Origin of the sequence: Streptomyces sp. T028 (genome assembly GCF_048159505.1) — a bacterium.
Classification (GTDB): domain Bacteria; phylum Actinomycetota; class Actinomycetes; order Streptomycetales; family Streptomycetaceae; genus Streptomyces.
Genome location: NZ_JBLRVZ010000025.1, coordinates 82571 through 105155 on the forward strand (window position 1 = coordinate 82571; position 22585 = coordinate 105155).

Here is a 22585-nt window from a genome sequence, read left to right on the forward strand (position 1 = left end):
TCATGGCAGAAGTCTGCGGGGCCGCTGGTCACAGCGGACGGCTTGATCTCAGTTCCTTGCGCAGGATCTTGCCCGCCGACGACTTGGGGATCGCGGCGACGAACTCGACAGCCCGCACCTTCTTGTACGGCGCGACCCGCGCGGCGACGAACTCCATCACCCGCTCCGCGCTCAACGCCGGGTCGCCGGCGACGACGAACGCCTTGGGGATCTCCTCGCCCTCGGCGTCGCTCACCCCGATCACGGCGGCGTCGGTGATGCCCGGGTGGGCCAGCAGCAGCGCCTCGAGTTCGGCGGGCGCGACCTGGTAGCCCTTGTACTTGATCAGCTCCTTGATGCGGTCGACGATGTGGACGCATCCGGTGGGGTCGACCCGCGCCAGGTCCCCGGTGTGCAGGAACCCGTCGGCGTCGAGGGCCTCGGCGGTGGCCTGCGGGTTGCCCAGGTAGCCCGCCATCACGTTCGGCCCGCGCACCCACAGTTCCCCCGGCTCGCTCAGCCCGTCCGCGGGCAGGCCGATCTCGGCGCCGGTCGCGGGGTCGACGAGCTTGTTGACCGTGTTGGGCAGCGGCCAGCCGACGGCCGCGACCGGTGCGCGACGGCCCGCGATCCCGGCTCCGCCGTCGGCCACCGGCACGAGGTGGCTGACCGGGCTGAGCTCGGTCATGCCGAACCCCTGGACTACCGGCACCGACAGCCGCCGGGCCACTTCCGCGCCCAGTTCCTCGTCCAGCGGGGCCGCGCCGCTGACGATCGCCCGCAGCGACGTCAGGTCGTAGGAGTCGACCAGCGGGTGCTTGGCCAGGGCCACCGCGATCGGCGGCGCGACGAACAGGTAGGTGACGCGGTGGCGCTGGACGGCTTCCAGGAACGCGGTCAGGTCGAAGCGGGCCATGGTGACGATGCGGCCGCGTACGGCCAGGGTCGAGTTCATCAGCACCGACATGCCGTAGATGTGGAAGAACGGCAGGACCGCCAGCACCACGTCGTCGGAGCGCAGGTCCAGCACCGGTTCGAGCTGCGCGATATTGGCCACCAGGTTGCGATGGGTCAGCATCACGCCCTTCGGTATGCCCGTGGTGCCGGAGCTGTAGGGCAGCACGGCCACGCGCTCGGCTGCATCGAACCGTTCCGGCGCGGGCGCCGGGGCGGACGCGGGCGGACGCTCGGTGTCCAGCAGCAGGATCGCGCCCGCGTCGAGCCCGGCCGCGCCCACCGCGGTCTCGGCCGTGGAGGCCAGGGACGTCACCGTCACCAGCGTCCGCGCCCCGGAGTCGGTCAGCTGCTTGGCGGTCTCCGCCGCGGTGGACAGCACGTTCACCGTGGTCACCGTGGCGCCCGCCCGAAGGATCCCGTGGAAGGCGACAGCGAACGCCGGCGTGTTCGGGCACAGCAGCGCCACCGTGTCGCCGGGGCCGATGCCGCGCGCGGCCAGTTCGGCGGCGAACCCGTCGACGCGGGTCCGCAAGGCTTCGTACGTCAGCGCTTCACCGGACTCCGCGGAGACCAGTGCGACCCGGTCCTCCTCGGCGGGGCCCAGACCCGCGAACAGGTAGGCGTGCAGCCCCGCGTCAGGCAGCTCCACGTCGGTGTGGGGACTGGCGAAAGTCATCTGTGCACCCTCAATCCAGGGCCGCGAAAGCGGCCTTGACGTACTGGGTCGTGCGGTCGCTGCCGAGCAGCCCGGTGCCCATGCTGTTCATGACGTACGAGATCGTGGCCCGGCGTTCGGTGTCGATCACGACCACCGAGCCGCCCCAGCCGGTCCAGAAGCAGATCCGTCCTTCCGGGAGATACGGCACCGCCGGGGACGGCAGCCCGAACCCGATGCCGAAGCGCAGATGCGCCCCGAGCACCAGGTCCGGCCCGTCCGTCTGCTGGCGGAAGATCAGGTCGATGGTCCGCGGCGACAGCAGGCGTACGCCGTCGAGCGTGCCCCCGCAGGCGATGACGGAGTGGATCCTGGCGAGCGACCGGGCGTTGCCGTGGCCGTTCGCCGCACCGATCTCGGCGCGGCGCCACTTTGGGCGCCACGACTCCTCGGCACCGCCGAGGGGACCGGTGAAGGTCTTCATCGCCACCCCGTCCGGATCGGCGCCGGCGAGATCGCTGGACCGCAGCGGCGGCGGTACGACATCGGCGACCCGGCCGGACTCGGAGTCCGGCAGACCGATGTGGAAGTCGGCGCCGAGCGGACCGGCGATCTCCTCGGCGACGAACCGGCCCAGCGTGCGCCCGTCGGTCCGCCGGACCAACTCGCCCACCAGATGGCCGTAGTTGAGGAGGTGGTAGCCGGACGCCGTGCCCGGGGGCCACCACGGCGCCTGTTCGGCCAGCCGGGCCGTCGACGCCGGCACGTCGAGGACGTCCGCGACGGTCACCGGCCGCTCCCATCCCGAGACGCCGGAGGTGTGCGACAGCAGGTGCCGGACCAGCACGCCCTCCTTGCCGCGCGCGGCGAACCGGGGCCAGTAGCGGGCCACCGGGGCGTCGACGTCGAGCAGTTGGCGCTCCACCAGCAGCAGCGCCGCCAGGGACGTGACCGTCTTCGTGCACGACCAGACGTTGGTGATCGTGTCGCGCCGCCACGGCGCCGTACGGTCCTGGTCGGCCCAGCCGCCCCACAGGTCGACCACCGGTTCCCCGTCGACCGCGACCGCGATCGAGGCGCCGAGTTCGTCGCCCGCGTCGAGGTTCTCGGACAGCCGCGCGGCCACCTCCGCGAAGCGCTCGTCGCACACTCCGTCCAGATCCGCCACGGTCAGTCTCCCGTCCGGGTGTCGTCGCCGGCCGGCCGCACCGACGCGCGAGGCACGCCGCGCAGTTCGCGGCGGAGGCTGGCGCGCGCGATGTCGGCGGTGTCCAGCAGATAGGTCTGTCGCATCCGCCACGGGGCGCGGTGGCCCTGCCGGGGGAAGCTCTTAACGCCCCGCTGGACGTAGCCGGAGGCCAGCTCGATCATGGGCTGCTCCCGGATGCCGGGCTGCGCGGGCGGGGTGACCGCGGCGAGGCCGGCGCGGCGCATGTGGTTGAGGACGCGGCACACCAGTCGCGCGGTGAGGTCCGCCCGCATCGTCCAGGACAGGTTGACGTAACCGAAGCAGAGCGCGAGGTTCGGTACGTCGCTGAGCATGGTGCCCCGCCACAGAAGGTGTCGCGCGGGCTCGACCGGCTCGCCGTCGACGCTCACCGCGACATGGCCGAACGCCAGCATGCGCAGCCCGGTCGCCGTCACCACGATGTCGGCGGGCAGCACCCTGCCCGACCGCAGCCGGATCCCCTCGGCGACGAAGCCGTCGATGTGATCCGTGACCACCTCGACCTCCTCGCGCTGGATCGCCTTGAACAGGTCCGCGTCGGCCGTGATGCACACCCTCTGGTCCCACGGCGCGTACGACGGGGTGAAGTGCTCACGCACCGCCTCCTCGCCGATCCGTCGCGCAGCGGCCCTGGTCAGCAGCGTCCGCGCGCGGTCCGGGAAGCGCCGGCAGTAGTGGTAGAAGCCGCCTGCGTAGGCGGCGTTGCGCGCCCTGACGATCCGGTGCGCGAGCCCGGCGGGCAGCCGCCGCCGGACCCTGGCGGCGAACCGGTCCCGCCGCGGCAGCGCGCTGATCCAGGTCGGCGTGCGCTGCAGCATCGTCACCTTCGCCGCGTCGCGGGCCATCGCGGGGACGATGGTGATCGCGGTCGCGCCGCTGCCGATCACCACGACGCGCTTGCCCGTGTGGTCGAGCCCCTCGGGCCAGAACTGCGGATGCGCCACCGTCCCGGCGAAGGACTCGATGCCCTCGAACCGCGGGTCGTGCCCGCGCTCGTAGTCGTAGTAGCCGGTGCACAGGTAGAGGAACGTGCAGGTCACGGTGGACCGCCGCGGCCCGTCCGCACCCCCGCCCTGCTCGACGGTCACCGTCCAACGGGCCGTCTCGCCCGACCAGTCGGCCGCGACCACCTTCGTGGAGCAGTGGATGTGGCGGTCGATGCCGAACTCCTCCACGGTGCGCCGCAGATAGTCGAGGATCTCGTCCCCGTCGGCCATGGAGTTCTCACCCGTCCAGGGCTGGAAGGGAAAACTGAGCGTGTAGATGTCGGAGTCGGCACGCACGCCCGGATACCGGAACAGATCCCACGTCCCGCCCAGGGACTCGCGGGCCTCCAGCACGGCGTACGACCGATCGGGACACTGCGACTGCACCCGGTACGCGGCGTCGATACCGGAGATGCCGGCGCCGACGATCAGGACGTCGACATGCCCGGGCAGCGATGAAGGGTGCGGGGGACTGGTCATGGCACCCGAGTATGGAAGCGCTTACAAGACGTCGCTTTACCCTGGGCGACAAAAATTTAACTCTGCGCGACACGCGGTGCCGGAGAGGCGTACCTGGCGTCACGGCGGACCTGCGTCGGTGTCCTGCCGAACCAGCGGCGCACCGCACGCGTGAGGGCCGCCTGTCCGGCCAGTTCCACCATCGACGCGACCTGGGAGAACGGCATGTCCGTCCCCGTCAGCAGCCGGTGCGCCGCGCTCTTGCGGACGTCGTCGACGATCGCCTGGAACGAGGTGCCCTCCTGCGCCAGCCGTCGCTGCAACGTGCGCGGATGCATGTACAGCCACTCCGCCACCACGTCGATCCGCGCCGGCACCGTGCCCAGCGCGCGGCTGACCGCCGACCGCACCGCGGTCGCGACGCTCTCGCGCGGATCGGTGTAGTGCGCCTCCAGGTACTCCACGACCATGCGCCGCAGTTCGGGATTGACCGGCGTCGACATCGGCCGGTCGAAGAGCTTCGTCGGCACCCGCAGCAGGGCACGGCCGGTGTCGAACCGGACCGGCGCACCGAAGAACCCGGTGTAGACCGACTCGTCGGTCAGCGGCGGGTGGGGCATATGGACCCCGAGCAGCTCGTACCCCCCGCTCATCGTGATGAGATTGCGGTGCAGCAGCCCCAGGCCCGCGTCGATGGTCTGAGGCTCATACGGAATGTCCGGGTGCAGCATCCGGTATTCGACGGCCCCCACCCCCGCATAGTGTTCGGGATCCTGCTCACGAGACAGACGAATCCCCTGGTTGTGCACGAACAGGAAGCGCGACGCGCAGTCCAGCCCTTCTCCCACGGTGTCGCAGTTCCCCACCGCCAGAGCCAGCGGGCCGAGCATCGACAGGTCCTGGTACGCCGCCAGGCGCAGCCCGAAATCAGGACAGTTCAGTTTCTTCGTGGCGCTGCGCAGGATCCGCCCGGCCGTCACCGTCGACAACAGCCCGTGCTCGGAGTCCAGATCACCGGGCGACACTCCGAACTCGGACAACAGCCCCGCCCCGTCGCCACCAAGGTCGTCGATCAGACGATCGATGCCGCGGATCGCGGCGGCCCGGATCTCCATCTGCATGCCCCGACCGTATCGCCGCGGACCGCCCGCGCCGATGCCGGTCTCCCGGACCGCGGTCGGGAAACAGCCGGAGGGGAGGGCCGAGCCGGGCATCGCCTCGTCGGGTTCGGGTGGCGTCGCGAGAGCGGCGGCACGCAGCGCTGTGGCCTCGCTCCGGCCGCACTCGCGACTTCAACGGTGTGCCGCAGGGCATCGGCGCGCACGACGGTTCCGGGCGCCTGAGAGTGGCGGCCGCTCGGCCAAGCGGAAGCCGTGGCCCGTCCGCAGGCGCGGTCGAGGCCGTGCATCTGTGCGCACGGCGGGGTGAAGGCCGGTCGGGGAGAGGCAGAGCTCGATATGACAGTCGTTATAGGGCGGTGTAGCCTGCACCTGTCTATAGCGACTGCCATAGGAGGATGCCGTGACCATCATCACCGTGAACGCACCGAAGGGGCGCCTGAGTGTGGAGCAGCGCCGTGAGCTGGCCGAGACACTGACGGACGCGGTGCTGGTGCCCGAGGTGGGGCAGAACGCCCCGGCCGCTCGGGCCGGGTTCCAGGTGCACTTCGTCGAGCGTGAGCGGGACATGATGGCCATCGGCGGCCGGTTGCTGGCGGACGCCGGCCCGGAACTCGACGTGATGGTGATCGACCTCGCGGTCATGGACGCCGCCTGGCAGCCGGAGGTGCGGGCCGAGGTCATCGAGCGTGTCCTGGCCGCGCTGGCGACGGCCTGTGGGCTGGAGAAGCCGGCGCCGGCGTGGTGGGTCAACTTCCGGGTGATCGACGAGGGCAGCTGGGGCTCGTCCGGGGGCGTGCTGTCGATCCTGCCGCTGCTGCAGAGCGGGGTGTTCACGGATGAGCGGGTCAAGGCGGTCCGCGCCGCGCTGGGTGCCTGAAGCCCGATGAGTTGAGCGTGGGCCGGTTCAGTCCTTGATCGTGGCGAGGATGAGCGCCTGCAGCTGCTCGGCGGTGTGGTCGAGGGGCTCGGTGCTGCGCTTGGCGCGGCACATGGCCACGGTTCCCTCGACGGCCGCGACGATGAGCGTCGCGAGCTGAGCCGCTTGACCGGGCTCGGTGCCATGCTCTCGCAGGGAGCCGGCGAGCAGGCCCTCCCACGTGGTGAAGACGTCGGCGGCGGCCGCGAGGGCGGTGGGCGTCTCGCCGGTGGCGGGTTCCTCGATGGAGACGGCGAGGACGGGGCAGCCGGCCCGGAAGTCGCTGTCGACGACGATCTTGCGCCACAGGGCGAGGAAGGCGCGCAGTCCGGCGACCGGACCCGCCGCCAGTTCCTTGCGCAGGCTGCGCGCGGTCCACTCGCCCGTGAAGCGCACGGCCTCGGTGACCAACTGCTGCTTGCCCTCGGGGAAGTAGTGGTACGTCGAACCGAGCGGCGCCCTGGAGTGCTTGGCCGTCTCGCGGATGCTCGTCGCGTTCAGGCCGCGCCGGCTGATCATGTCGGCCGCACCGGCCACGATCCGCTCGCGCGCTGTCGGGCTGGGCTTGGTCACGTACGTGATCCCTCCTGACTCCCTTGGTCATAACGACCGTCATAGTCTAGCGTGGTCACCGTCTATGACAACTGTCATGGGCATGTGCCGCCTCGTGAACCGGGAGAAAGGTGTGCCCATGCCGATGGTCCGGCCCATGTCCCCGGCCGGCATCCTGCCCGGCGAAGGGCGCCGAAGCGTCCAGCACGGTCTCGCGAACACGCGGCTGCACAGGGAGGGCGCACTCGACGCGTTCTCCTTCCGCGCCCAGGCGAGTTGCCCGGCCGAACTGCCCGAGGGCGCGCAGGCCACCGCCGGGGATGACGTGCCGCGCTTCCTGGTGGAGGTCACCCGTCCCGCAACACGCCCTGTCCGAACTTGGCAGGGCCGGCCTGATGGAGGAGGCGACGAACACCGTCCTGGCAGGGATCTGCGGGTCGGCGGACGACCGCTTCAGCCCGGCGAGCTGCCCCTGCTCGACATGCACCTCACCGGCGTCACCCTGCGCATCGCCCGCGACAACGTCCGCGCCCGCACCCCCGGGAAGGCGATCTCCCATGTCATCGACGGGGAGGACCTGACGACCGCGTTGTCGGAGAAACGCCTCAAGCCCGTCCTCGTCCAGGCCGAAGCCCGACCCCAACCCCGTCCCGCCACCTCACCGAGGAATGCGATGCACACCTCCCTCAACGAGCCGTCGGCCACCGGCACTCAACCTGCGACAGCCGAGGAGCTGGAACACCAGAAGGCGGCGATCACCCGCCTCGGGCACGAACTGCGCGTCCTGGTGGAAGCCGCCGTCCGCACCGCCGCCTCCCCGGACACGCTCCACCGCGTGGCCGACGGTGTCCGTCACGTCACCGGCCAGCTGACGGGACGGCGGCGTACCCGGGCGGAGATCCCCGAGGTGGACGAGTTCCCGACGGGGCCACGGATGTACAGCCCTGTCACCGGACCTGGCAGCCCGCTGGCTCCACCCGTGCGCGTGACGCCGTCCGACGACGGCCTGGTCGGCCACTGCACCCTCGGCATCGCCCACGAAGGCCCGCCCGGCTACAGCCACGGCGGCATGAGCGCCATGCTCCTGGACGAACTCATGGGCCGCGCCTGCACAGCAGCGGGATCGCCCGGCCTGACCGTCTCCCTCCAGATGCGCTACCACCAGCCCGTCCCGCTGGAGACACCGCTGCGGATCCTCGCCCGCGTCACCGGCACCGACAACCGCAAGATCTTCGTGAACGGCTCGATCACCACCCGAGCGGACCCCGTGGTGGACCTCGTCACAGCGGATGCCGTCTTTGTCACACCCGACCTCGACCGCACCCGCGCTCTGTTCCCCGGCCTGGACCGGCGGACCTGACGGGCCGGCCCGCCACCCGCCCCCGCCGCGCGCCCGGCCCGCCCCGCCTGCCCGGTGACCTCGACGTCACCGCAGCGCCGCACGGCCGCTCCCGGGGGCGCGGGCGGGGCCGCCGATGCCCTGTCGGGACAGTCGGCGCATGGCTGCGAAGCCGAGCCGGTTCACGGGCAGGTCGCCGCCGAGACGGAATTCTCCGCTCAGCCCCCGCCACCGCCCGTGGCAAAGCCGTACACCTGCCGGACCGGCTGCGCGTCACCCGTCCCGAGGCCCGCCTCGCGCAGTATCCGAACGAACTCTCCGGCGGCATGCGCCAGCGGGTCCTCATCGCCATGGCCCAGATGGCGCAGGCCGACCTGATCACCGCGGACGAACCCACCACCGCGCTGGACATGACCGTCCAGCACCACGTGCTGCGCACCCTCCACGAACGCTGCCGCCAGGAGGGGAGCGCGGGCCCGCGGCACGACTACACCCGCACGCTCATCGATTCCCTGCCCACACCCGGCGAGTTCGGCGCGGTCGCCGTATAGCCGACGGCACAGCCGCCCCGCCGAACCAGCCGCATCCCAGCAAGGAGCAGGAGCATGTCCCACCCCCTCGGCATCAAGCCGTCGAAGATCATCGCCGTCCACCTCAACTACCCCAGCCGAGCCGCCGAGCGCGGGCGCACGGTGCCCCGCCCCTCCTACTTCCTCAAGCCCGCCTCCTCCCTCTCCGGCACCGGCGACCCCCTGGTGCGCCCCGAAGGCTGCCGACTGATGGGCTTCGAGGGCGAGATCGCCCTGGTCATCGGCCGGTACGCGCGCAACGTCCGGCCCGAGGAGGCATGGGGGTACGTCGACTTCGTCACCGCCGCCAACGACGCGGGCGTCTACGACCTGCGCTGCCGTGATCCCCTCCTGGTTACAAGGAGGCCACCGAAGTCCTCGACCTCGACAGGAATCCGCAGCCGGTGACCGAGACCCTGCTGGACGAGTCGGCCGTCCAGGTCGGCGCGGACGGCCTGGGCTGATGGCACCAGGTCCCTGCCGGCCATGAGGCGTCGAGGACGTGCTCCCCGCTGCCGGGCGGTGGGCCTCGGCCCCGGTGCGGCTCGGGTCATCCGGGCGAGAACGCCTCGTGACGGATGCCCGGTGAATCCCCGGGCCCTGAGCTCCCGCGTGAAGGTGCGGACCAGGGCGGTCGGGGGCCGCAGCAGAGGAACGCCGGGACGTCCGATCCGACGGTGCCATCGGGCTCCCGGCCCGATGAGGCATGTGGCGCTGGACCGAGCCGCGCCCGGAGGCAGTTGACGTCCTCGTCCCCGGGCTCCGAGGCGGCTCGGAGACGAGGGTCTTCGGTGCATCCTGCGGTGATCAGACCGTCTCCGCGTTCGACCGGGCCGACGGGGTCTTCGTGCCCTCGGACGTCGCAGCGGCACCGTGCCTGCCGGGCAGAAGGACGAACACGAGCACCGCTGCGAGAACACCGAGCCCGTCGGCCACGACATAGGCCGCGTCGAGTCCGCTCGCGAAGGCGGCGTGCAGGTCCCGCACCGGGATGCCCCCCCGCAGGGCGTCCGCCCCGCCGCCCGCGAGCGCGTGGGCGGCGGCCCGGGGGTCGGGGGCGGCGGAGAGGGACTGCTCCACGCGCGCGGTCGCGACCGTACCGAAGACGGCGACGCCGAAGGGGTACCCGAGTTGGCGGAAGGTGTTCACGGCCCCGCTGGCCTTCCCGGCGTTCTCGGGCGGCACGGCCGCGAGAGCCGCGCCAGCCATCGAGGGGTTCACCAGACCGGTGCCGATGCCCGTCACCACGAGTCCGGCGATGAGCACCGGCCAGGACGAGCCCGCGTGCAGCACGGCCTGCCCCAGGGGCCCGGCGCCGATCAGCAGCAGACCGCCGCCGATCGCCGACCGGGGCGGCACCGCGTGCAGCAGCCGACCGCCCAGTCCGGCGACGAGGAACGCGGCCGTGGCGAGTGGCAGCAGCACCAGACCCGTGCCGATGGCGCCCAGGCCCAGCACGCTCTGCAGCCAGATCGACGTGAACGGGAGCACACCGAACGCCACCCCGTTCAGGGCGAGCGACCCGGCCATCACACCCACGAACGCGGCCCTGCGGAAGAGCCGCAGATCGAGCAGGGGTGAGGCCACCCAGCTTTCGACGAGCACGAAGCAGACCAGTCCCACCGCGGCCAGCGCGAAGGCGAGCAGGGTGGGTGCCGAGCCCCGCCGTGGTTCAGGTGCTGCTCATCGGGACAGCTCTTCCAGGCGGCCGAGTTCCTTCTCGGTGAGCCGGAAGGCCTGCGCGCCGGCGTTTTCCTCGGCCTGCTTCGCTCTGGACGCGCCCGGAATCGCCACCACGGTGTCGCCGTAGAAGTTGATCAGCCAGTTGAGTGCCACCTGGGCACGGGAGAGGCCGTACGCGTCCGCGATCCTGCCGAGTTCGTGGATCAGCGGCCGGGTGCGGTCCAGGTCGCGGGCCCGGCCGAACATGGCCTTGCGCGGCAGGGGTGCCCGCCGCATCGCGGCGGGGTCGTCGTGGAAGCGTCCGGTGAGGATGCCGGCATGCAGCGGCGAGTAGGCGATCAGCGTGATGCCGAGTTCGCGGGCGGTGTCCAGTACGCCGTTGCGTTCGATGGTGCGGTTCAGCAGGTTGATCTGCACCTGATCGGCGACCAGCTCGATGCCTTCGGCACGCAGGGCCGTAGCCGCGCGCGTCATCTGGCGGGCGCTGAAGTTGCTCACCCCTATCGAGCGGATCTTGCCGGCGCGCAACAGTTTCGCCATCTCGCGCATCTCGCTCTCGACGGACGAGAAGCCCCAGGGCTGGTGGATCTGGTAGAGGTCGATGGGATAGCCCTGCAGGGCACTGATCCGGTCGCCGATGGTGCGCGGGATGTTGGCGGCGCTGCGGCCCATCGGCAGCTGCTTGGTCGCGATGACCACGTCGCCCTGCCGCACGCCCGCAGTGCGCAGGCCGGTGGCCAGCGCACGCTCGGACTCGCCACGGCCGCCGTCACCCTGGCGTACTGTCTGCCGAGGGCAGGGCCCGTCCTCTGGGGGTTCGGCCACTGCCGCTGCCGAGCATGGGTGCCCCGACGGCGTCCTGTCCGAGGCGATCCTGTGGGCCCGGCCGGTCCGTGGCCGTGAGGTGACGGCGAAGCGGGAGACCCCATGGTGCAAGCCGGGGGAGGCCGGCGTCGGGAGAGTTGCGTTCGAGGTTCGGCGCGGGGCGGGAGGGAGGCCGTCAGTCGGTGATCACGGGGCTGCGGTGGATCCACTCGCTGCCGTGTGCCGCCTTGTGCATGAAATCAGCCACGTCCGCGCGGCTGATGGTGGGGTTGCCCTTCATCGGCAGCCGGTCCGCGGCGCTGTACGTGCCGCCTGCGGGGCCGTGCGTCAGCCGGGTCGGGTAGACCACGGTCCAGTCCAGGCCGCTGTTGCGGATGCGTTCGTCGGCGATCGCCTTGTCGGCGTAGATCGACCGCAGCAACGTGCTGTAGATCGCCTTCTGCGTGGTGCTCGACTCGTCGAAGGTGTAGCCGACGCCGAACGACGACAGCCACACCAGCCGGGAGACACCCGCCTCCTTGGCCGCACCGATGACGGCCGCCGAGGAGCGCGTGAAGAATTCGTCGGCGCGTATCGAGGAGCCCCTGCCGAGGGCGGAAACGATCGCGTCCTGCCCGGCCGCGGCGGCGAGGACATCGCGATGCGAGGTGGCGTCTCCGGTGACCACCGTCAGCCTGTCGGCCAGGTCACCCAGAGCCGCCGGGTTGCGTACGAAGGCGGTGACCGAGTCACCGGAGCGCAGGGCCAGGTCGACGACGTGGCGGCCGGTGGGGCCGGTCGCGCCGAGGATGAGCAGCTTCATGGGGAGGGAACCTTCCGTGAGTGGGGGCGCAGACGGATGCACGTCCGCCGTGCCGGGCGGCGCATACGGGGCCGCGAGACAGAGAACCGAACCGGATAACTGTCCGCCACGAGGAACGTAGCGGACGGCTGTCCGGTTGGCAAGGTGGATCCGGATGCGAGCCGGGTGCGGGCGCCGGGTGGCCGGGGCCGCGGAGCGGATGCGCGGCGGGTGTACAAGGGGGCGGCCGGCGGGTTCCGTCCGCCGGCCGCCCGTCGCCTCCTGTCGTTCTCGCGGGTGAGGCGGTTCTCAGTGCCGCCCGGGAGCCCCCGCGCGCAGGCCGTCCATGACGAGGTCCAGCAGCCGGGTGGTCTTGGTATGCCAGTCTCCGCGGATGTCGATCTGCCAGATGCCGGCGATGGCGAGCAGGAAGTCGTCGACGGTGATGTCCGGGCGGATCGTGCCGGACTCGCGGTTGGCGTCGAGCAGGACCTCGATCGATTCGCGCACCAGTGAGTACCCCGACAGCTCCTGCCCTCCTGCCGCGCTGGCGGCCTGGCGCAGCGCGTCCGCCAGTCCGGTCTTGGCCATGATGAAGCGGGCGAGCCGGTCCATCCATGTACGCAGGGCCTCATCGGGCTCCCTGGTCTTCAGCAACTCGGCCGCGCTGTCGGTGAGTTGCCGCACCTCGTGGTGGTACGCCTCGAGGACGAGCGCCTCACGGTTGGGGAAGTTCCGGTACAGCGTGCCCTGCCCGACGCCCGCCTTCTTGGCGATCAGGCTCATCGGGGCATCCGCGGAACGCGCCAGTTCGACCAGTGCCACCTCCAGGATGCGCTCCCGGTTGCGCTGCGCGTCCGACCGCTGCGGACCGCCGTTTCTCGTCTCCACATGTCCTCCTCCCGGGCTCGCTTCCGAAGCCCTTGCCTAACCGGACGACCGTCCGCTACGTTCTCCGTACCGGATTGCTGTCCGTTTGCGATTCACCATAGCGGGCGAAATCGTTCGGCGTCATGGGCCCCTGGCGTGTGCCGTCGGCGTCCGCCCCCCCACGTCCCGCCTGATCACGTCCCGCCGTCACCCCCTGTGCCGAAGGCTGATCCAGGACCACGCGTCACCGGCCGGTACAACTCTGGAGACCATCATGAACCTCCCCGTGCTCCGCCGCGGCGGCGTCTTCCTCGGCGCCGGCATCATCACCGTGGCCGCGCTGACCGCGGGCACCACCGCGTCCGCCAGTCCCGACACGGCGCTGCCGGCACCGGCACCCGCGTCCGCACCCGCTGTGGTCACCCTGAACGGTGCCCGGGCGAGCCAGGAAGCGGCCAACAAGCGCATCGCGACCGCGTTCCTGGACCTCGCCGTCAATCAGAAGAAGCCCCGCGAGGCCGCAGCCCGCTACCTGGGCGCCCCGTACATCCAGCACAACCCCCAGCTCGCCGACGGCAAGGAGGCGTTCGTCGCCTGGGCGGAAGCCTTCATCGCGGCGGCCCCGGAGGTCAGGATGGACTTCAAGAGGGTCCTCGCCGACGGCGATCTCGTGATGCTGCACAGCCACGTGACGACCTCCCCGTCCGACCGCGGCACGGCGGCGGCGGACATCCTCCGGCTGAGGAACGGCAGGATCGTCGAGCACTGGGACGTGCTCCAGGCAGTGCCCGAGACATCGGCCAACGGCAACACCATGTTCTGAGCCGCACCGCCGCCCCGCACACACCTGGCGGTACCGCCCCTCCCGCACCGGCCTTCCGCCGGATCACGGGCCCGCAGCCCTGGGCCACGGGTCCTGCCGCAGACGGACCACCGGCGCCCCGCCCCCTCCCACGCCAGTTCCTCCAAGAGCAAACAACGGAGACGAACCATGAGTGAACGCGCCGACCACATCATCGCCGCCCTGCGCAGCGGACACGACCACCTCGCCCCACTGGTACGCGACCTGGGCACGGTCGACCTCACCCGGCCCTCCGGGGCGGCGGCGTGGGACGTGTCGCAGGTGCTCAGCCACCTGGGCAGCGGCGCGGAGATCGCCCTGGCTGTCCTCGAGGGCGCTCTGGACGGCACCGGCCCCAAGGACGCGGACTTCAACAAGTCGGTGTGGGCGCGCTGGGACGCGATGTCCCCGGGCTACCGGGCCGCGGGCTTCGTGTCCGCCAACGAGACGTTGGTCGCCCGCTACGAGGGCCTCGACGCGCAGACGCGCGAGGATCTGCGGATCGACCTCGGCTTCCTGCCGGTGCCCGTGGACGTGGCCACGGTGGCGGGGTTGCGGCTCAGCGAGTTCACCTTCCACACCTGGGACGTCGAGGTCGCCTTCGACCCGGCCGCCGTCCTGGCGCCCGCCGCGACCGGACCGCTGCTCGACCAGGCCGGCCTGCTCATCGGCCGCCTCGGCAAAGCCGACGCCGTGGACGGCCGTCCGGTCCGCCTCGCGATACGCACCACCGCACCCGAGCGGTCCTTCGGGCTCGACCTCGGCGAAGCGGTCGCGCTCGGTGACGAGCCGGCCGGGCCCGACGCGGTGCTGACCGCGCCCGCCGAATGGTGGCTGCGCCTGACGACCGGCCGCCACGCGCCCGCGTACACGCCGGCGGACGTGACCCTCACCGGCGGCGCCCTGACACTGGACGACCTGCGGCGCGTCTTCCCCGGGTTCTGAACCGGCAGAGGCGCGCGGACGGGCGTTCCCGGCCGGGGCCCCGGTCCTGCCGGCACGGGTGCCCTTGGCATGGCGGGCGTCCCGGGGGTGAGGCTCGCTCACTTCACACGGACCTCCTCGACCAGGTGTGCTTCGTCCCTGCTGCCAGTCGGCGCGGATCGGCGGGTCTCACCGGCTCCGCCGCTGTGCTGTGGCGTCCGGCCTGCTTCACCTGCCCTCCTCCTGGGCTCGCGCCGAACCCTCGACCCTTGCTTCATCTACGGCACATGGGCCGGGCGGGTGGCCCGCAGGCGTGCGCGACCTGTGTCGGCGGCCCGTTCCCGATCTGTGAAAGAAGGCTGATTATGGCCCCATCGACGACCAGCACCGTCACGTTGCACATCAACGGCGAGAAACACACCCTGTCCGTCGACCGCCGCACCACGCTGCTGGACGCGCTGCGCGAGCGCCTGGACCTGACCGGTACCAAGAAGGGCTGCGACCAAGGCCAGTGCGGTGCCTGCACCGTCCTGCTCGACGGGCGCCGGAGCGTTTCCTGTCTGCGGCTCGCGGTGGCGGCCGAGGGCCGGGAGGTCACCACCGTCGAAGGTCTGGCGGACGGTGAGCGGCTGCATCCGGTGCAGCAGGCGTTCCTCGACCTGGACGGTTACCAGTGCGGCTACTGCACGCCGGGACAGATCTGCTCGGCGATCGCGGTGATCGAGGAGCACACGGCGGGCTGGCCGAGCGCCGTCACCGGCGACGTGCGGCCCGAGGCCGGGCCGCCGCCCCTTTCCGCGGACGAGATCCGGGAGCGGATGAGCGGCAACCTGTGCCGCTGCGGCGCGTACACGGCGATCGTCCAGGCAGTCTCCCGCGCGGCCGGGGCAGAGAACACCGCTGAGGGTGCGAGCGTGGAGGCAGCGGCGTGAGGGAGTTCGGCTACCAGCGCGCACACGACGTCTCCGGAGCCCTGGCTCTGCTCGCCGCCGATCCCCGGGCGCGCTTCCTCGGCGGCGGCACCAACCTCGTCGATCTCATGAAGTCCGGCGTCGAACGCCCCGCCCGGCTCGTCGACGTCCGCGAACTGCCCCTGGACCACATCGAAACGACCGAGGACGGTGGCCTGCGCATCGGCGCCACCGTCACCAACGCGGTCCGGCACGCCACCGGCGTCCGCCACCGCCACCTGCCCATCCGGGTGTTGCTGGGGGGCGGCCAGGTGTTTGACGTCGCTGGGGAGTTGAGCCGCTGGATCCAGGAGGCCCGGACCTTCGCCGTCGCCACCGTCGTGGCGGTGAACGGCGACGGCCCGCGCGTGCCCGGTGCGGTCCTGGCCGTGGACGTCGAGGGAACGGCCATTGGTTCAGTCTCCGGCGGCTGCGAGGAAGAAGCGGTCCGTGAGCTCTGCGGCAAGGCCCTGGCCGACGGCGATCCGGTCATCGAGCGCTTCCGCTACTGCGGCGAGGAGGCTTCTTCGGTCGGCCTGACCGGCGGCGGGTTCATCGACGTCCTGGTCGCGCCCGTACTCGCGGGGACTCCCGTCGGGGGTGTGTTCCGGTCCGCGGTGATCGCCGCCGCCCATGGTGAACCCGCGGCACTCGCCCGGGTGGTCCGCGGCCCCGCCGACAAGATCGGCGCGGCCCTTGTCGTGCGCCCCGACGGCTCCTACGAGGGCGGCTTCGGCGGCTCTGCGGAGCTGGACCTGGCGGCGGCAGCTGCGGCACGCGACCTGCTGGAGGCAGGCCGCGGCGGCAGGCTCGACCTGCGGGCGGACGGCTTGCTCGGCCCCGGCGGCCTGACCCTGTTCGTCGAGCCCAACATGCCACCACCGTGATCGCCTCAGGTCGATCGACCACATCCGCTGACGTCGGTGCCCGTATGCCCGAGGGGACGCCACCGCATCGCAACGAAGATCTTCGCGGCCCGGCCCGGCGGGACGGGCGCCCCGTCGCAGGAGCCGTCGCCGTCCTGCCCGGCAGGCCCGGTGGGTACCGCACCGGCCAAATCGGAGCCGAGCCGAACCACGCAACTTGTTCCCGCATGACGCCAAGCCGGGAACCCGACGAAGAAGGGGAAAGAGCATGAACGAAAAGACCACGCCGGTCACAGGGGCCGCATCCGACGCGCACGCCGACTACGTGCTGGGAAGCTCGGACCTGGAGCACCGGCGTCTCATGCTGCAGGCGCGGATCCTGCGTCCCTCGACGGACCGGTTCCTGCGCCTGGGCGGTCTGAGGCCCGGCATGTCCGTCCTGGACCTCGGCTCGGGGATGGGCGATGTCTCGATGCTGGCCGCCGGGATCGTGGGGCCGCGTGGCCGGGTTGTGGGCATCGACCGCGACCCGGTGACCACGGGCAAGGCCCGCCGCAGGGCGCGCGGCGAAGGCTTCGACGGGAGCCTCGAGTTCGAGGTCGCCGACCTCGACGACTTCGACACCGGGGAGCGTTTCGACGCCGTGGTGGGCCGCTATGTCCTGCTGTACCAGAAGGACCCCGCCGCCACGCTCCGCCGGTTCGCCCGCTTGCTGCGGCCGGGCGGGATCATGGTGTTCCACGAGTTCGACTTCGTCGTGCCGAACCCCACTTTTCCGCCCTGTCCGCTCTGGGACGACAGCTACCGGCTGCTCACCGACGTGTACGAGGCCATCGGAACGCCGCCGGACTTCGGGCGTCGGCTGAACCGTGCTTTCCTCGATGCCGGCCTGCCCAGCCCGACGGTGGAGTGCCAGGGGCCGGTCGCTGCGGGCGAGAAATCGCCGCTCTTCCCGTGGCTGGCCTACTCGCTGCGCGTCCTGGAGCCGGCGCTGGCGAAGACCGGCCTGTCCCTGCCCGCGGGCCTCGTCTGCGACGACACCCTGCCGGACCAGCTGGAGAAGGCCGTGGTGGAACAGGGCAGTCAGGTCCTGGGGGCGTTGCAGTACGGCGCCTGGACCCGAGTGCCGTGAGGCAGCGCCGCAGACCGGCCCGATGGCATGTGCCCAGGGCCGGTCTGCGGCGGTTGCGGCCCCGAGCGAGGGCTATGCCTGCTTCGAGGCGACTTCGACGACGGTGATGTCGGACGGCGCGCCCACGCGGACCGGCGGGCCCCAGGCCCCGGCGCCGCGGGTCACGTACAGCTGGGTGTCGCCGTACCGCTCCAGGCCGGCGACGGTGGGGTTGGCCAGTTCGGCGAGGAGGTTGCCGGGCCAGAGCTGGCCGCCGTGGGTGTGGCCGGAGAGCTGGAGGTCGACTCCGTGGCGGACGGCGTCGTGGATGACGACGGGCTGGTGGGCGAGGAGGACGGCGGTGCGGGAGCGGTCGCGGTCGCCGAGCGCCTTGGTGAAGTCGGGGCCCTGTCCCTCGCCTTCGCCCTCGACGTCGTTGACGCCCGCGAGGTCGAAGCCGGGCAGTTCCGTGCGGGCGTTCTCCAGCGGGCGCATTCCCAGGTCCCGTACCTTCTCGACCCACGGTTCGGCGCCGGAGATGTACTCGTGGTTGCCGGTGACGAAGTAGGAGCCGTGCCGTGCCTGCAGCCGGGCGAGCGGTTCGACGGCCGGGGCGAGGTCCTCGACGCTGCCGTCCACGAGATCACCGACGACGGCGATCAGGTCGGGCCGGGTGGCGTTGATGGTGTCGACGACCCGCTGGGAGAAGCCGCGGCCCAGGACCGGGCCGAGGTGGATGTCGCTGACCACCGCGATCCGGAAGCCGTGCGCACTGCGCGGCAGCTTGGCGAGAGGAATGGTGAGCCGCTTCACTCCGGGGCCGCGGAGTACGCCGTATGTGCCGTGGCCGACGGTGCCCAGGGCCACCGCCGCGGCCGCGCCGCCCACCACACGGGAGACGAAGCGGCGGCGCGATGGGGCGGAGCCGGAGGAGCGCCCGGGTTCCCGTCCGCGCGGGTGTTCCGCCGCCGTGACCGGCTCGGCCGTGCCCTGCGGCGTACCGGAGACACCGAGCTCCGCCCCGCCGGACCGCTTGTCGCCGATGGGGACGAGCAGCTTCTGGTCTGCCGCCGCGCTGGGCTCGACGCGCCGTGGGTCCGGGGAGTCCGCTGCGGGGGAAGCCCGTCGTTCGGTGCCGACGTCGGCGTCCCGCCGGGCGAGCCACCACCGCAGCACGGGGCGGACGGCCTCGCCCGCCAGCAGCGCGAGCAGCAGGTACAGGAAAAGGGCCAGCCACAGGAGTCCGGGCCAGGCCATGAGGCGCTGGAGGACGAACGGGACTCCCGCGAATTCGCCCACCAGGCCACCGGCCGCGAGCACCGGCCCGGCCACGAAGACAGCACTCCCAACTCGCCGGGGGAGGGAGCCCGGGAGCGAGGTTTCGCGTATGAGACGGCGCCACGCGTACCAGTGGAGTGCGCCGAGCGCCAGTGCGGCGACTGCGATGACTACGAAGACGATGACCACGGCCTGGCGCAGTCCTTCCGTTTGAGATGCCTTGTCGAAAGCGGGTTCAGCCCTCGCGGACCGGCGGTCCTCGCCGCTGCGGCCGACCGTTCGACGACGGTCCTGCCGTCCGTGAGTGCTTGCGTGCACAGGTCGTAGACGGCTTCTTCCGTACGACCGCCGAGGACCGATCCGGTCGCGGCCCGCGCTGCCGCTGACGCCGGCAACAGTGGCAGCGGAGAACTTCCGACCGTCCTGGACCACCGACTCGACTCTCGGCGATGTCAAGCACCTGGTGCCTCCGCAGACAGAGCACGATCGGGTCGGACGCGTAGTGGTGGTGGGTGCGCCGGTCGCGGCCGCACGGCGTTGCCGGTAGCCATCGCCGTGCTCACGTTCCGACGTCACCTTTGGCCTTGATCGGCGGTGGGTTCGCCGTGCCACTGACTGAGGCCGTCGTCGGGCCAATGACTGCATAAGCGGACTGCTGTCCGTGCGTGGAGAACTTAGTGGACGGCAGTCCGCTTGGCAAGGGGCTTGGGGGCTGCCTTCAGGGGGAGGGGTGAGGGGGGTTCGGCCTCGGCGGCCCATTCCTCCGGCGGCAGTCGTCCCTGGCGCCGGCCTGCTCGGCCTCGCCCTCGTGCTCCGCGCGGCGCGACTGGGACCGCTGCTCGCAATCGGGCTGTTCGGCGCCCTTGCAGGGGGTGAAGGTGTCGACCGTGTCGCGGATGGACGGGGGTCGACTGGGGGGGGGCGTCGACGGCGGGGTGGGCGGCGGGCGGTGCCGCGGAGGCGGTCCATGTGAAGCGGGTCACTCGCACGGACCTTTGTTGCGCTTTCGGCTCTTCTGTGCGTACCTTCGTCCTGTCGACGAACCGGACAGTAGTCCGGTTTGGATCGCGATACTACCTGAGGAAGTCCCCCATGTCTCTCGTTCTCGACCCCACGGCCCAGGACCTGCTGTTCCGTGAGGCCCGTACCGCCAACACCTTCACCGAGGAGCCGGTGACCGACGAGCAGATCCAGGCCATCTACGACCTGGTCAAGTACGGTCCGACCTCCATGAACGGCTCCCCGCTGCGCGTCACGCTGGTCCGCTCCGCCGAGGCGCGCGAGCGCCTCCTGCAGCATGTGTTCGAGGGCAACCAGCCCAAGACCGCCGCCGCCCCGCTGGTCGTCATCCTCTCCGCGGACAACGAGTTCCACGAGGAGCTGCCGCAACTGCACCCGCACTTCCCGCAGGCCAAGGACCTCGTCTGGGGCGAGCGCGCCTTCCGCGAGAAGAACGCCACTCTCAACGCCGCCCTGCAGGCCGCCTACTTCATCATCGGCGTGCGCGCCGCCGGGCTCGCCGCCGGCCCGATGACCGGCGTGGACCTCGCGGGTATCCAGAAGGAGTTCCTGGACGACGACCACACCCCGCTGATGGTCGTCAACATCGGCAAGCCGGGCGAGGACGCCTGGTTCCCGCGCGCCCCGCGCCTCGGCTACGACCAGGTCGTCACCACGGTGTGAACGCCCCCATGGCAGAGGCCCCTGGCGGCGGGTGTGCCGATCCGGCAGGCCGTCCCGTCGGGTGCCGAGGGCAAGCTCGCCCCACGGTCGCCACCGGTGGCGACGGCGTACCGCGATCGCGGTACGCGCAGTGAACGCCGTAGGTGGACGTGGAAGCCCGCCCTTCTCGAAGAAGCTTGAAGCCTCAAGATATGGAGGCGGATGATGATCGAGGTGAACGACCTCAGCAAGAGGTACGGCGACAAGCTCGCGGTCGACGGGCTGAGCTTCGCCGTGCGTCCCGGAGTGGTGACGGGGTTTCTCGGCCCCAACGGGGCGGGCAAGTCGACGACCATGCGGATGATCATGGGGCTGGACCGGCCGTCGTCCGGTACCGCGCTCGTCAACGGACGCCCGTACGAGCGGCACAAGGCCCCGTTGCAGGAGATCGGGGCGTTGCTGGAGGCGAAAGCGATCCACCCCGGACGCTCGGCGTATGACCACCTGCTCGCTCTGGCCGCCAGCAACGGCATCGGCAAGCAGCGGGTGCTGCAGGTGATCGACATGGTCGGACTGGCAGAGGTGGGCCGCAGGCGCGCGGGCGGGTTCTCGCTGGGCATGGGCCAGCGGCTGGGTATCGCCTCGGCCCTGCTGGGCGATCCGCAGGTCGTCATGCTGGACGAGCCGGTCAACGGACTGGACCCCGAGGGCGTGCTGTGGATCCGCCACCTGCTGAAGGACCTCGCGGACCAGGGACGGACGGTCTTCGTCTCCTCCCACCTGATGAGCGAGATGGCGCTGATCGCCGAGGACCTGATCGTGATCGGACGGGGGCGGCTGCTGTCCGCCGGTCCGCTCACCGACTTCGTCGCCCAGTCCTCCCGCCACAGCGTCCGCGTGCGCTCCCCGCAGGCCGCGCCACTGCGAGAGGTGCTGGTGGGCGACGGAGTCTCCATCACCAGCAACGAGCCCGGCGTGCTGGACGTCACCGGACTGGAGGCGGCCGAGATAGGTGAACGCGCCGCGGCCGCCGGCGTGGTCCTGCACGAACTCCACCGTCAGGAGGCCTCGCTGGAGGAGGCGTTCATGGAACTGACCCGCGACGCCGTCGAATACCACGCCACCACCGCGGAGTTCGCCACCACAGGAAGGACGAACCGATGAGCACCACCGCCCTCGCCCCGCGGGAGGAGACGACGACCCGGAAGGCTCCGCCGCACGCGGGCGGTCAGCGGGTCACCTTCCCCCGGATCGTCCACATGGAATGGATCAAGCTGCGGTCGCTGCGCTCCACGCTCTACACGCTGGCGGTCACCGTGGTCCTCGTCATCGGTGTCGGACTGATCCTGAGCAGCGTGGTCGGTACGGGAAGCGGCCCCGACCGGGAGGACTTCGGCGACCCCACCTCGATCACCCTGAGCGGAGTCCCTCTCGCCGCCCTGGCCATCGCCGTGCTCGGGGTGCTGATGAGCGCCGGTGAGTACGCCACCGGGACCATCCGCGCCACGCTCGCCGCGGTCCCGGCCCGGCTGCCCGTCCTGTGGGGCAAGGCGGTCGTCTTCGCCGCGGTGAGCTTCGTGCTCATGTCCGCCGCGGCCCTGGGGGCTTTCCTCGCCGGTCAACCGGTCCTGTCCGCCAACGGCATGGACACCGCCGCGCTGTCGGACCCCGGGGTACTGCGTGCGCTCGTCGGCGCGGCGGTCTACCTGACCGGTGCCGGGCTGATCGGCCTGGCGGTCGGCGCCCTGCTGCGCAACTCCGCCGGAGCCATCACCCTCGTGGTGGGCGCGCTGTTCCTGGTGCCCGGCCTGGTCGAACTGCTGCCGGGCACCTGGAACGACGCCATCGGCCCGTACCTGCCGTCGAACGCGGCGAACGCGTTCATGACGGTGCAGACGGAGAGTGGCGCGCTGTCACCCGGGCCCGGCCTCGCGGTGTTCGTCTGCTACATCGCCGCACTCCTGGCCGGCGCGGCCGTCCTGCTCAAGCGGCGCGATGCCTGAGCCCGCGGACGCCACCGCGCCGACCCGCCC

22 protein-coding genes are annotated in these 22585 nt (G+C 71.5%); 12 read left to right on the plus strand and 10 right to left on the minus strand.

The features are described 5' to 3' along the window. Positions 1 to 28: 28 nt before the first annotated feature. From ACLZN2_RS23730 to ACLZN2_RS23745, 4 genes are read right to left on the minus strand one after another with little or no spacing between them, the layout of a single operon-like run. Complete coding sequence (locus tag ACLZN2_RS23730) at positions 29 to 1612, minus strand: AMP-binding protein (RefSeq protein WP_416981015.1); 1584 nt, start codon at positions 1610 to 1612, stop codon at positions 29 to 31. 10 nt (positions 1613 to 1622) lie between these two features. Next, complete coding sequence (locus ACLZN2_RS23735; RefSeq protein WP_416981016.1) at positions 1623 to 2759, minus strand: serine hydrolase domain-containing protein; 1137 nt, start codon at positions 2757 to 2759, stop codon at positions 1623 to 1625. A gap of 2 nt (positions 2760 to 2761) precedes the next feature. After that, positions 2762 to 4285, minus strand: a complete 1524-nt coding sequence (locus ACLZN2_RS23740; protein ID WP_416981017.1) for a flavin-containing monooxygenase — start codon at positions 4283 to 4285, stop codon at positions 2762 to 2764. Between the two features lie 56 nt (positions 4286 to 4341). Beyond that, on the minus strand, positions 4342 to 5385 hold the full coding sequence (locus ACLZN2_RS23745) for an AraC family transcriptional regulator (RefSeq protein WP_416981018.1): 1044 nt from the start codon (positions 5383 to 5385) through the stop codon (positions 4342 to 4344). 400 nt (positions 5386 to 5785) lie between these two features. Here ACLZN2_RS23745 and ACLZN2_RS23750 point away from each other — a divergent pair, with 400 nt between their 5' ends. Then, a complete protein-coding gene (locus ACLZN2_RS23750) occupies positions 5786 to 6262 on the plus strand; it encodes a tautomerase family protein (RefSeq protein ID WP_416981019.1) in 477 nt (158 codons plus the stop codon). A gap of 27 nt (positions 6263 to 6289) precedes the next feature. Here the strand turns inward: ACLZN2_RS23750 and ACLZN2_RS23755 are convergent, their stop codons facing one another. Further along, on the minus strand, positions 6290 to 6874 hold the full coding sequence (locus ACLZN2_RS23755) for a TetR/AcrR family transcriptional regulator (protein ID WP_416981020.1): 585 nt from the start codon (positions 6872 to 6874) through the stop codon (positions 6290 to 6292). A gap of 118 nt (positions 6875 to 6992) precedes the next feature. Here ACLZN2_RS23755 and ACLZN2_RS23760 point away from each other — a divergent pair, with 118 nt between their 5' ends. From ACLZN2_RS23760 to ACLZN2_RS23770, 3 genes are all read left to right on the plus strand, one after another. Next, positions 6993 to 8213 (plus strand): PaaI family thioesterase, encoded by a 1221-nt coding sequence (locus ACLZN2_RS23760; protein WP_416981021.1) that lies wholly within the window; start codon positions 6993 to 6995, stop codon positions 8211 to 8213. Positions 8214 to 8458: 245 nt separating this feature from the next. Next, positions 8459 to 8743, plus strand: coding sequence for an ATP-binding cassette domain-containing protein (locus tag ACLZN2_RS23765; protein WP_416981042.1), 285 nt, complete (start codon positions 8459 to 8461; stop codon positions 8741 to 8743). 54 nt (positions 8744 to 8797) lie between these two features. Continuing rightward, on the plus strand, positions 8798 to 9169 hold the full coding sequence (locus ACLZN2_RS23770) for a fumarylacetoacetate hydrolase family protein (RefSeq protein ID WP_416981022.1): 372 nt from the start codon (positions 8798 to 8800) through the stop codon (positions 9167 to 9169). Positions 9170 to 9568: 399 nt separating this feature from the next. Here the strand turns inward: ACLZN2_RS23770 and ACLZN2_RS23775 are convergent, their stop codons facing one another. From ACLZN2_RS23775 to ACLZN2_RS23790, 4 genes are all read right to left on the minus strand, one after another. Next, a complete protein-coding gene (locus ACLZN2_RS23775) occupies positions 9569 to 10366 on the minus strand; it encodes an MFS transporter (protein ID WP_416981023.1) in 798 nt (265 codons plus the stop codon). Positions 10367 to 10444: 78 nt separating this feature from the next. Further along, positions 10445 to 11269: an aldo/keto reductase gene (locus ACLZN2_RS23780; RefSeq protein WP_416981024.1), complete on the minus strand. Its 825-nt coding sequence runs from the start codon at positions 11267 to 11269 to the stop codon at positions 10445 to 10447. A gap of 175 nt (positions 11270 to 11444) precedes the next feature. Next, positions 11445 to 12071: an NAD(P)-dependent oxidoreductase gene (locus tag ACLZN2_RS23785; RefSeq protein ID WP_416981025.1), complete on the minus strand. Its 627-nt coding sequence runs from the start codon at positions 12069 to 12071 to the stop codon at positions 11445 to 11447. A 288-nt stretch (positions 12072 to 12359) separates the two neighbouring features. Then, a complete protein-coding gene (locus ACLZN2_RS23790; RefSeq protein WP_416981026.1) occupies positions 12360 to 12941 on the minus strand; it encodes a TetR/AcrR family transcriptional regulator in 582 nt (193 codons plus the stop codon). A gap of 253 nt (positions 12942 to 13194) precedes the next feature. Between ACLZN2_RS23790 and ACLZN2_RS23795 the strand changes: the two genes are divergently transcribed. The 5 genes from ACLZN2_RS23795 (at position 13195) to ACLZN2_RS23815 (ending at position 17633) form a co-directional block, all read left to right on the plus strand. Next, positions 13195 to 13743 carry a nuclear transport factor 2 family protein gene (locus ACLZN2_RS23795; protein WP_416981027.1) on the plus strand — a complete coding sequence of 183 codons (549 nt, stop codon included), beginning with the start codon at positions 13195 to 13197 and terminating at the stop codon, positions 13741 to 13743. Positions 13744 to 13911: 168 nt separating this feature from the next. Then, the gene (locus ACLZN2_RS23800; RefSeq protein ID WP_416981028.1) at positions 13912 to 14706 is read left to right on the plus strand and encodes a maleylpyruvate isomerase family mycothiol-dependent enzyme; all 795 of its coding nucleotides are present in this window, start codon (positions 13912 to 13914) and stop codon (positions 14704 to 14706) included. Positions 14707 to 15050: 344 nt separating this feature from the next. Beyond that, the gene (locus tag ACLZN2_RS23805; RefSeq protein ID WP_416981029.1) at positions 15051 to 15617 is read left to right on the plus strand and encodes a (2Fe-2S)-binding protein; all 567 of its coding nucleotides are present in this window, start codon (positions 15051 to 15053) and stop codon (positions 15615 to 15617) included. Next, positions 15614 to 16522, plus strand: a complete 909-nt coding sequence (locus ACLZN2_RS23810; RefSeq protein ID WP_416981030.1) for an XdhC family protein — start codon at positions 15614 to 15616, stop codon at positions 16520 to 16522. The genes ACLZN2_RS23805 and ACLZN2_RS23810 overlap by 4 nt, the downstream gene beginning before the upstream one ends. A gap of 247 nt (positions 16523 to 16769) precedes the next feature. Further along, on the plus strand, positions 16770 to 17633 hold the full coding sequence (locus tag ACLZN2_RS23815; RefSeq protein WP_416981031.1) for an SAM-dependent methyltransferase: 864 nt from the start codon (positions 16770 to 16772) through the stop codon (positions 17631 to 17633). Between the two features lie 72 nt (positions 17634 to 17705). Here the strand turns inward: ACLZN2_RS23815 and ACLZN2_RS23820 are convergent, their stop codons facing one another. Next, positions 17706 to 19079 carry a metallophosphoesterase gene (locus ACLZN2_RS23820; protein WP_416981032.1) on the minus strand — a complete coding sequence of 458 codons (1374 nt, stop codon included), beginning with the start codon at positions 19077 to 19079 and terminating at the stop codon, positions 17706 to 17708. A 903-nt stretch (positions 19080 to 19982) separates the two neighbouring features. Here ACLZN2_RS23820 and ACLZN2_RS23825 point away from each other — a divergent pair. The 3 genes from ACLZN2_RS23825 to ACLZN2_RS23835 all read left to right on the plus strand — a co-directional run bounded on the left by ACLZN2_RS23825 (position 19983) and on the right by ACLZN2_RS23835 (position 22555). Beyond that, on the plus strand, positions 19983 to 20573 hold the full coding sequence (locus ACLZN2_RS23825) for a malonic semialdehyde reductase (protein WP_416981033.1): 591 nt from the start codon (positions 19983 to 19985) through the stop codon (positions 20571 to 20573). 204 nt (positions 20574 to 20777) lie between these two features. After that, positions 20778 to 21716, plus strand: coding sequence for an ATP-binding cassette domain-containing protein (locus ACLZN2_RS23830; RefSeq protein WP_416981043.1), 939 nt, complete (start codon positions 20778 to 20780; stop codon positions 21714 to 21716). After that, complete coding sequence (locus tag ACLZN2_RS23835) at positions 21713 to 22555, plus strand: ABC transporter permease (RefSeq protein ID WP_416981034.1); 843 nt, start codon at positions 21713 to 21715, stop codon at positions 22553 to 22555. Before ACLZN2_RS23830 ends, ACLZN2_RS23835 begins: the two co-directional genes overlap by 4 nt. Positions 22556 to 22585: the final 30 nt, after the last annotated feature.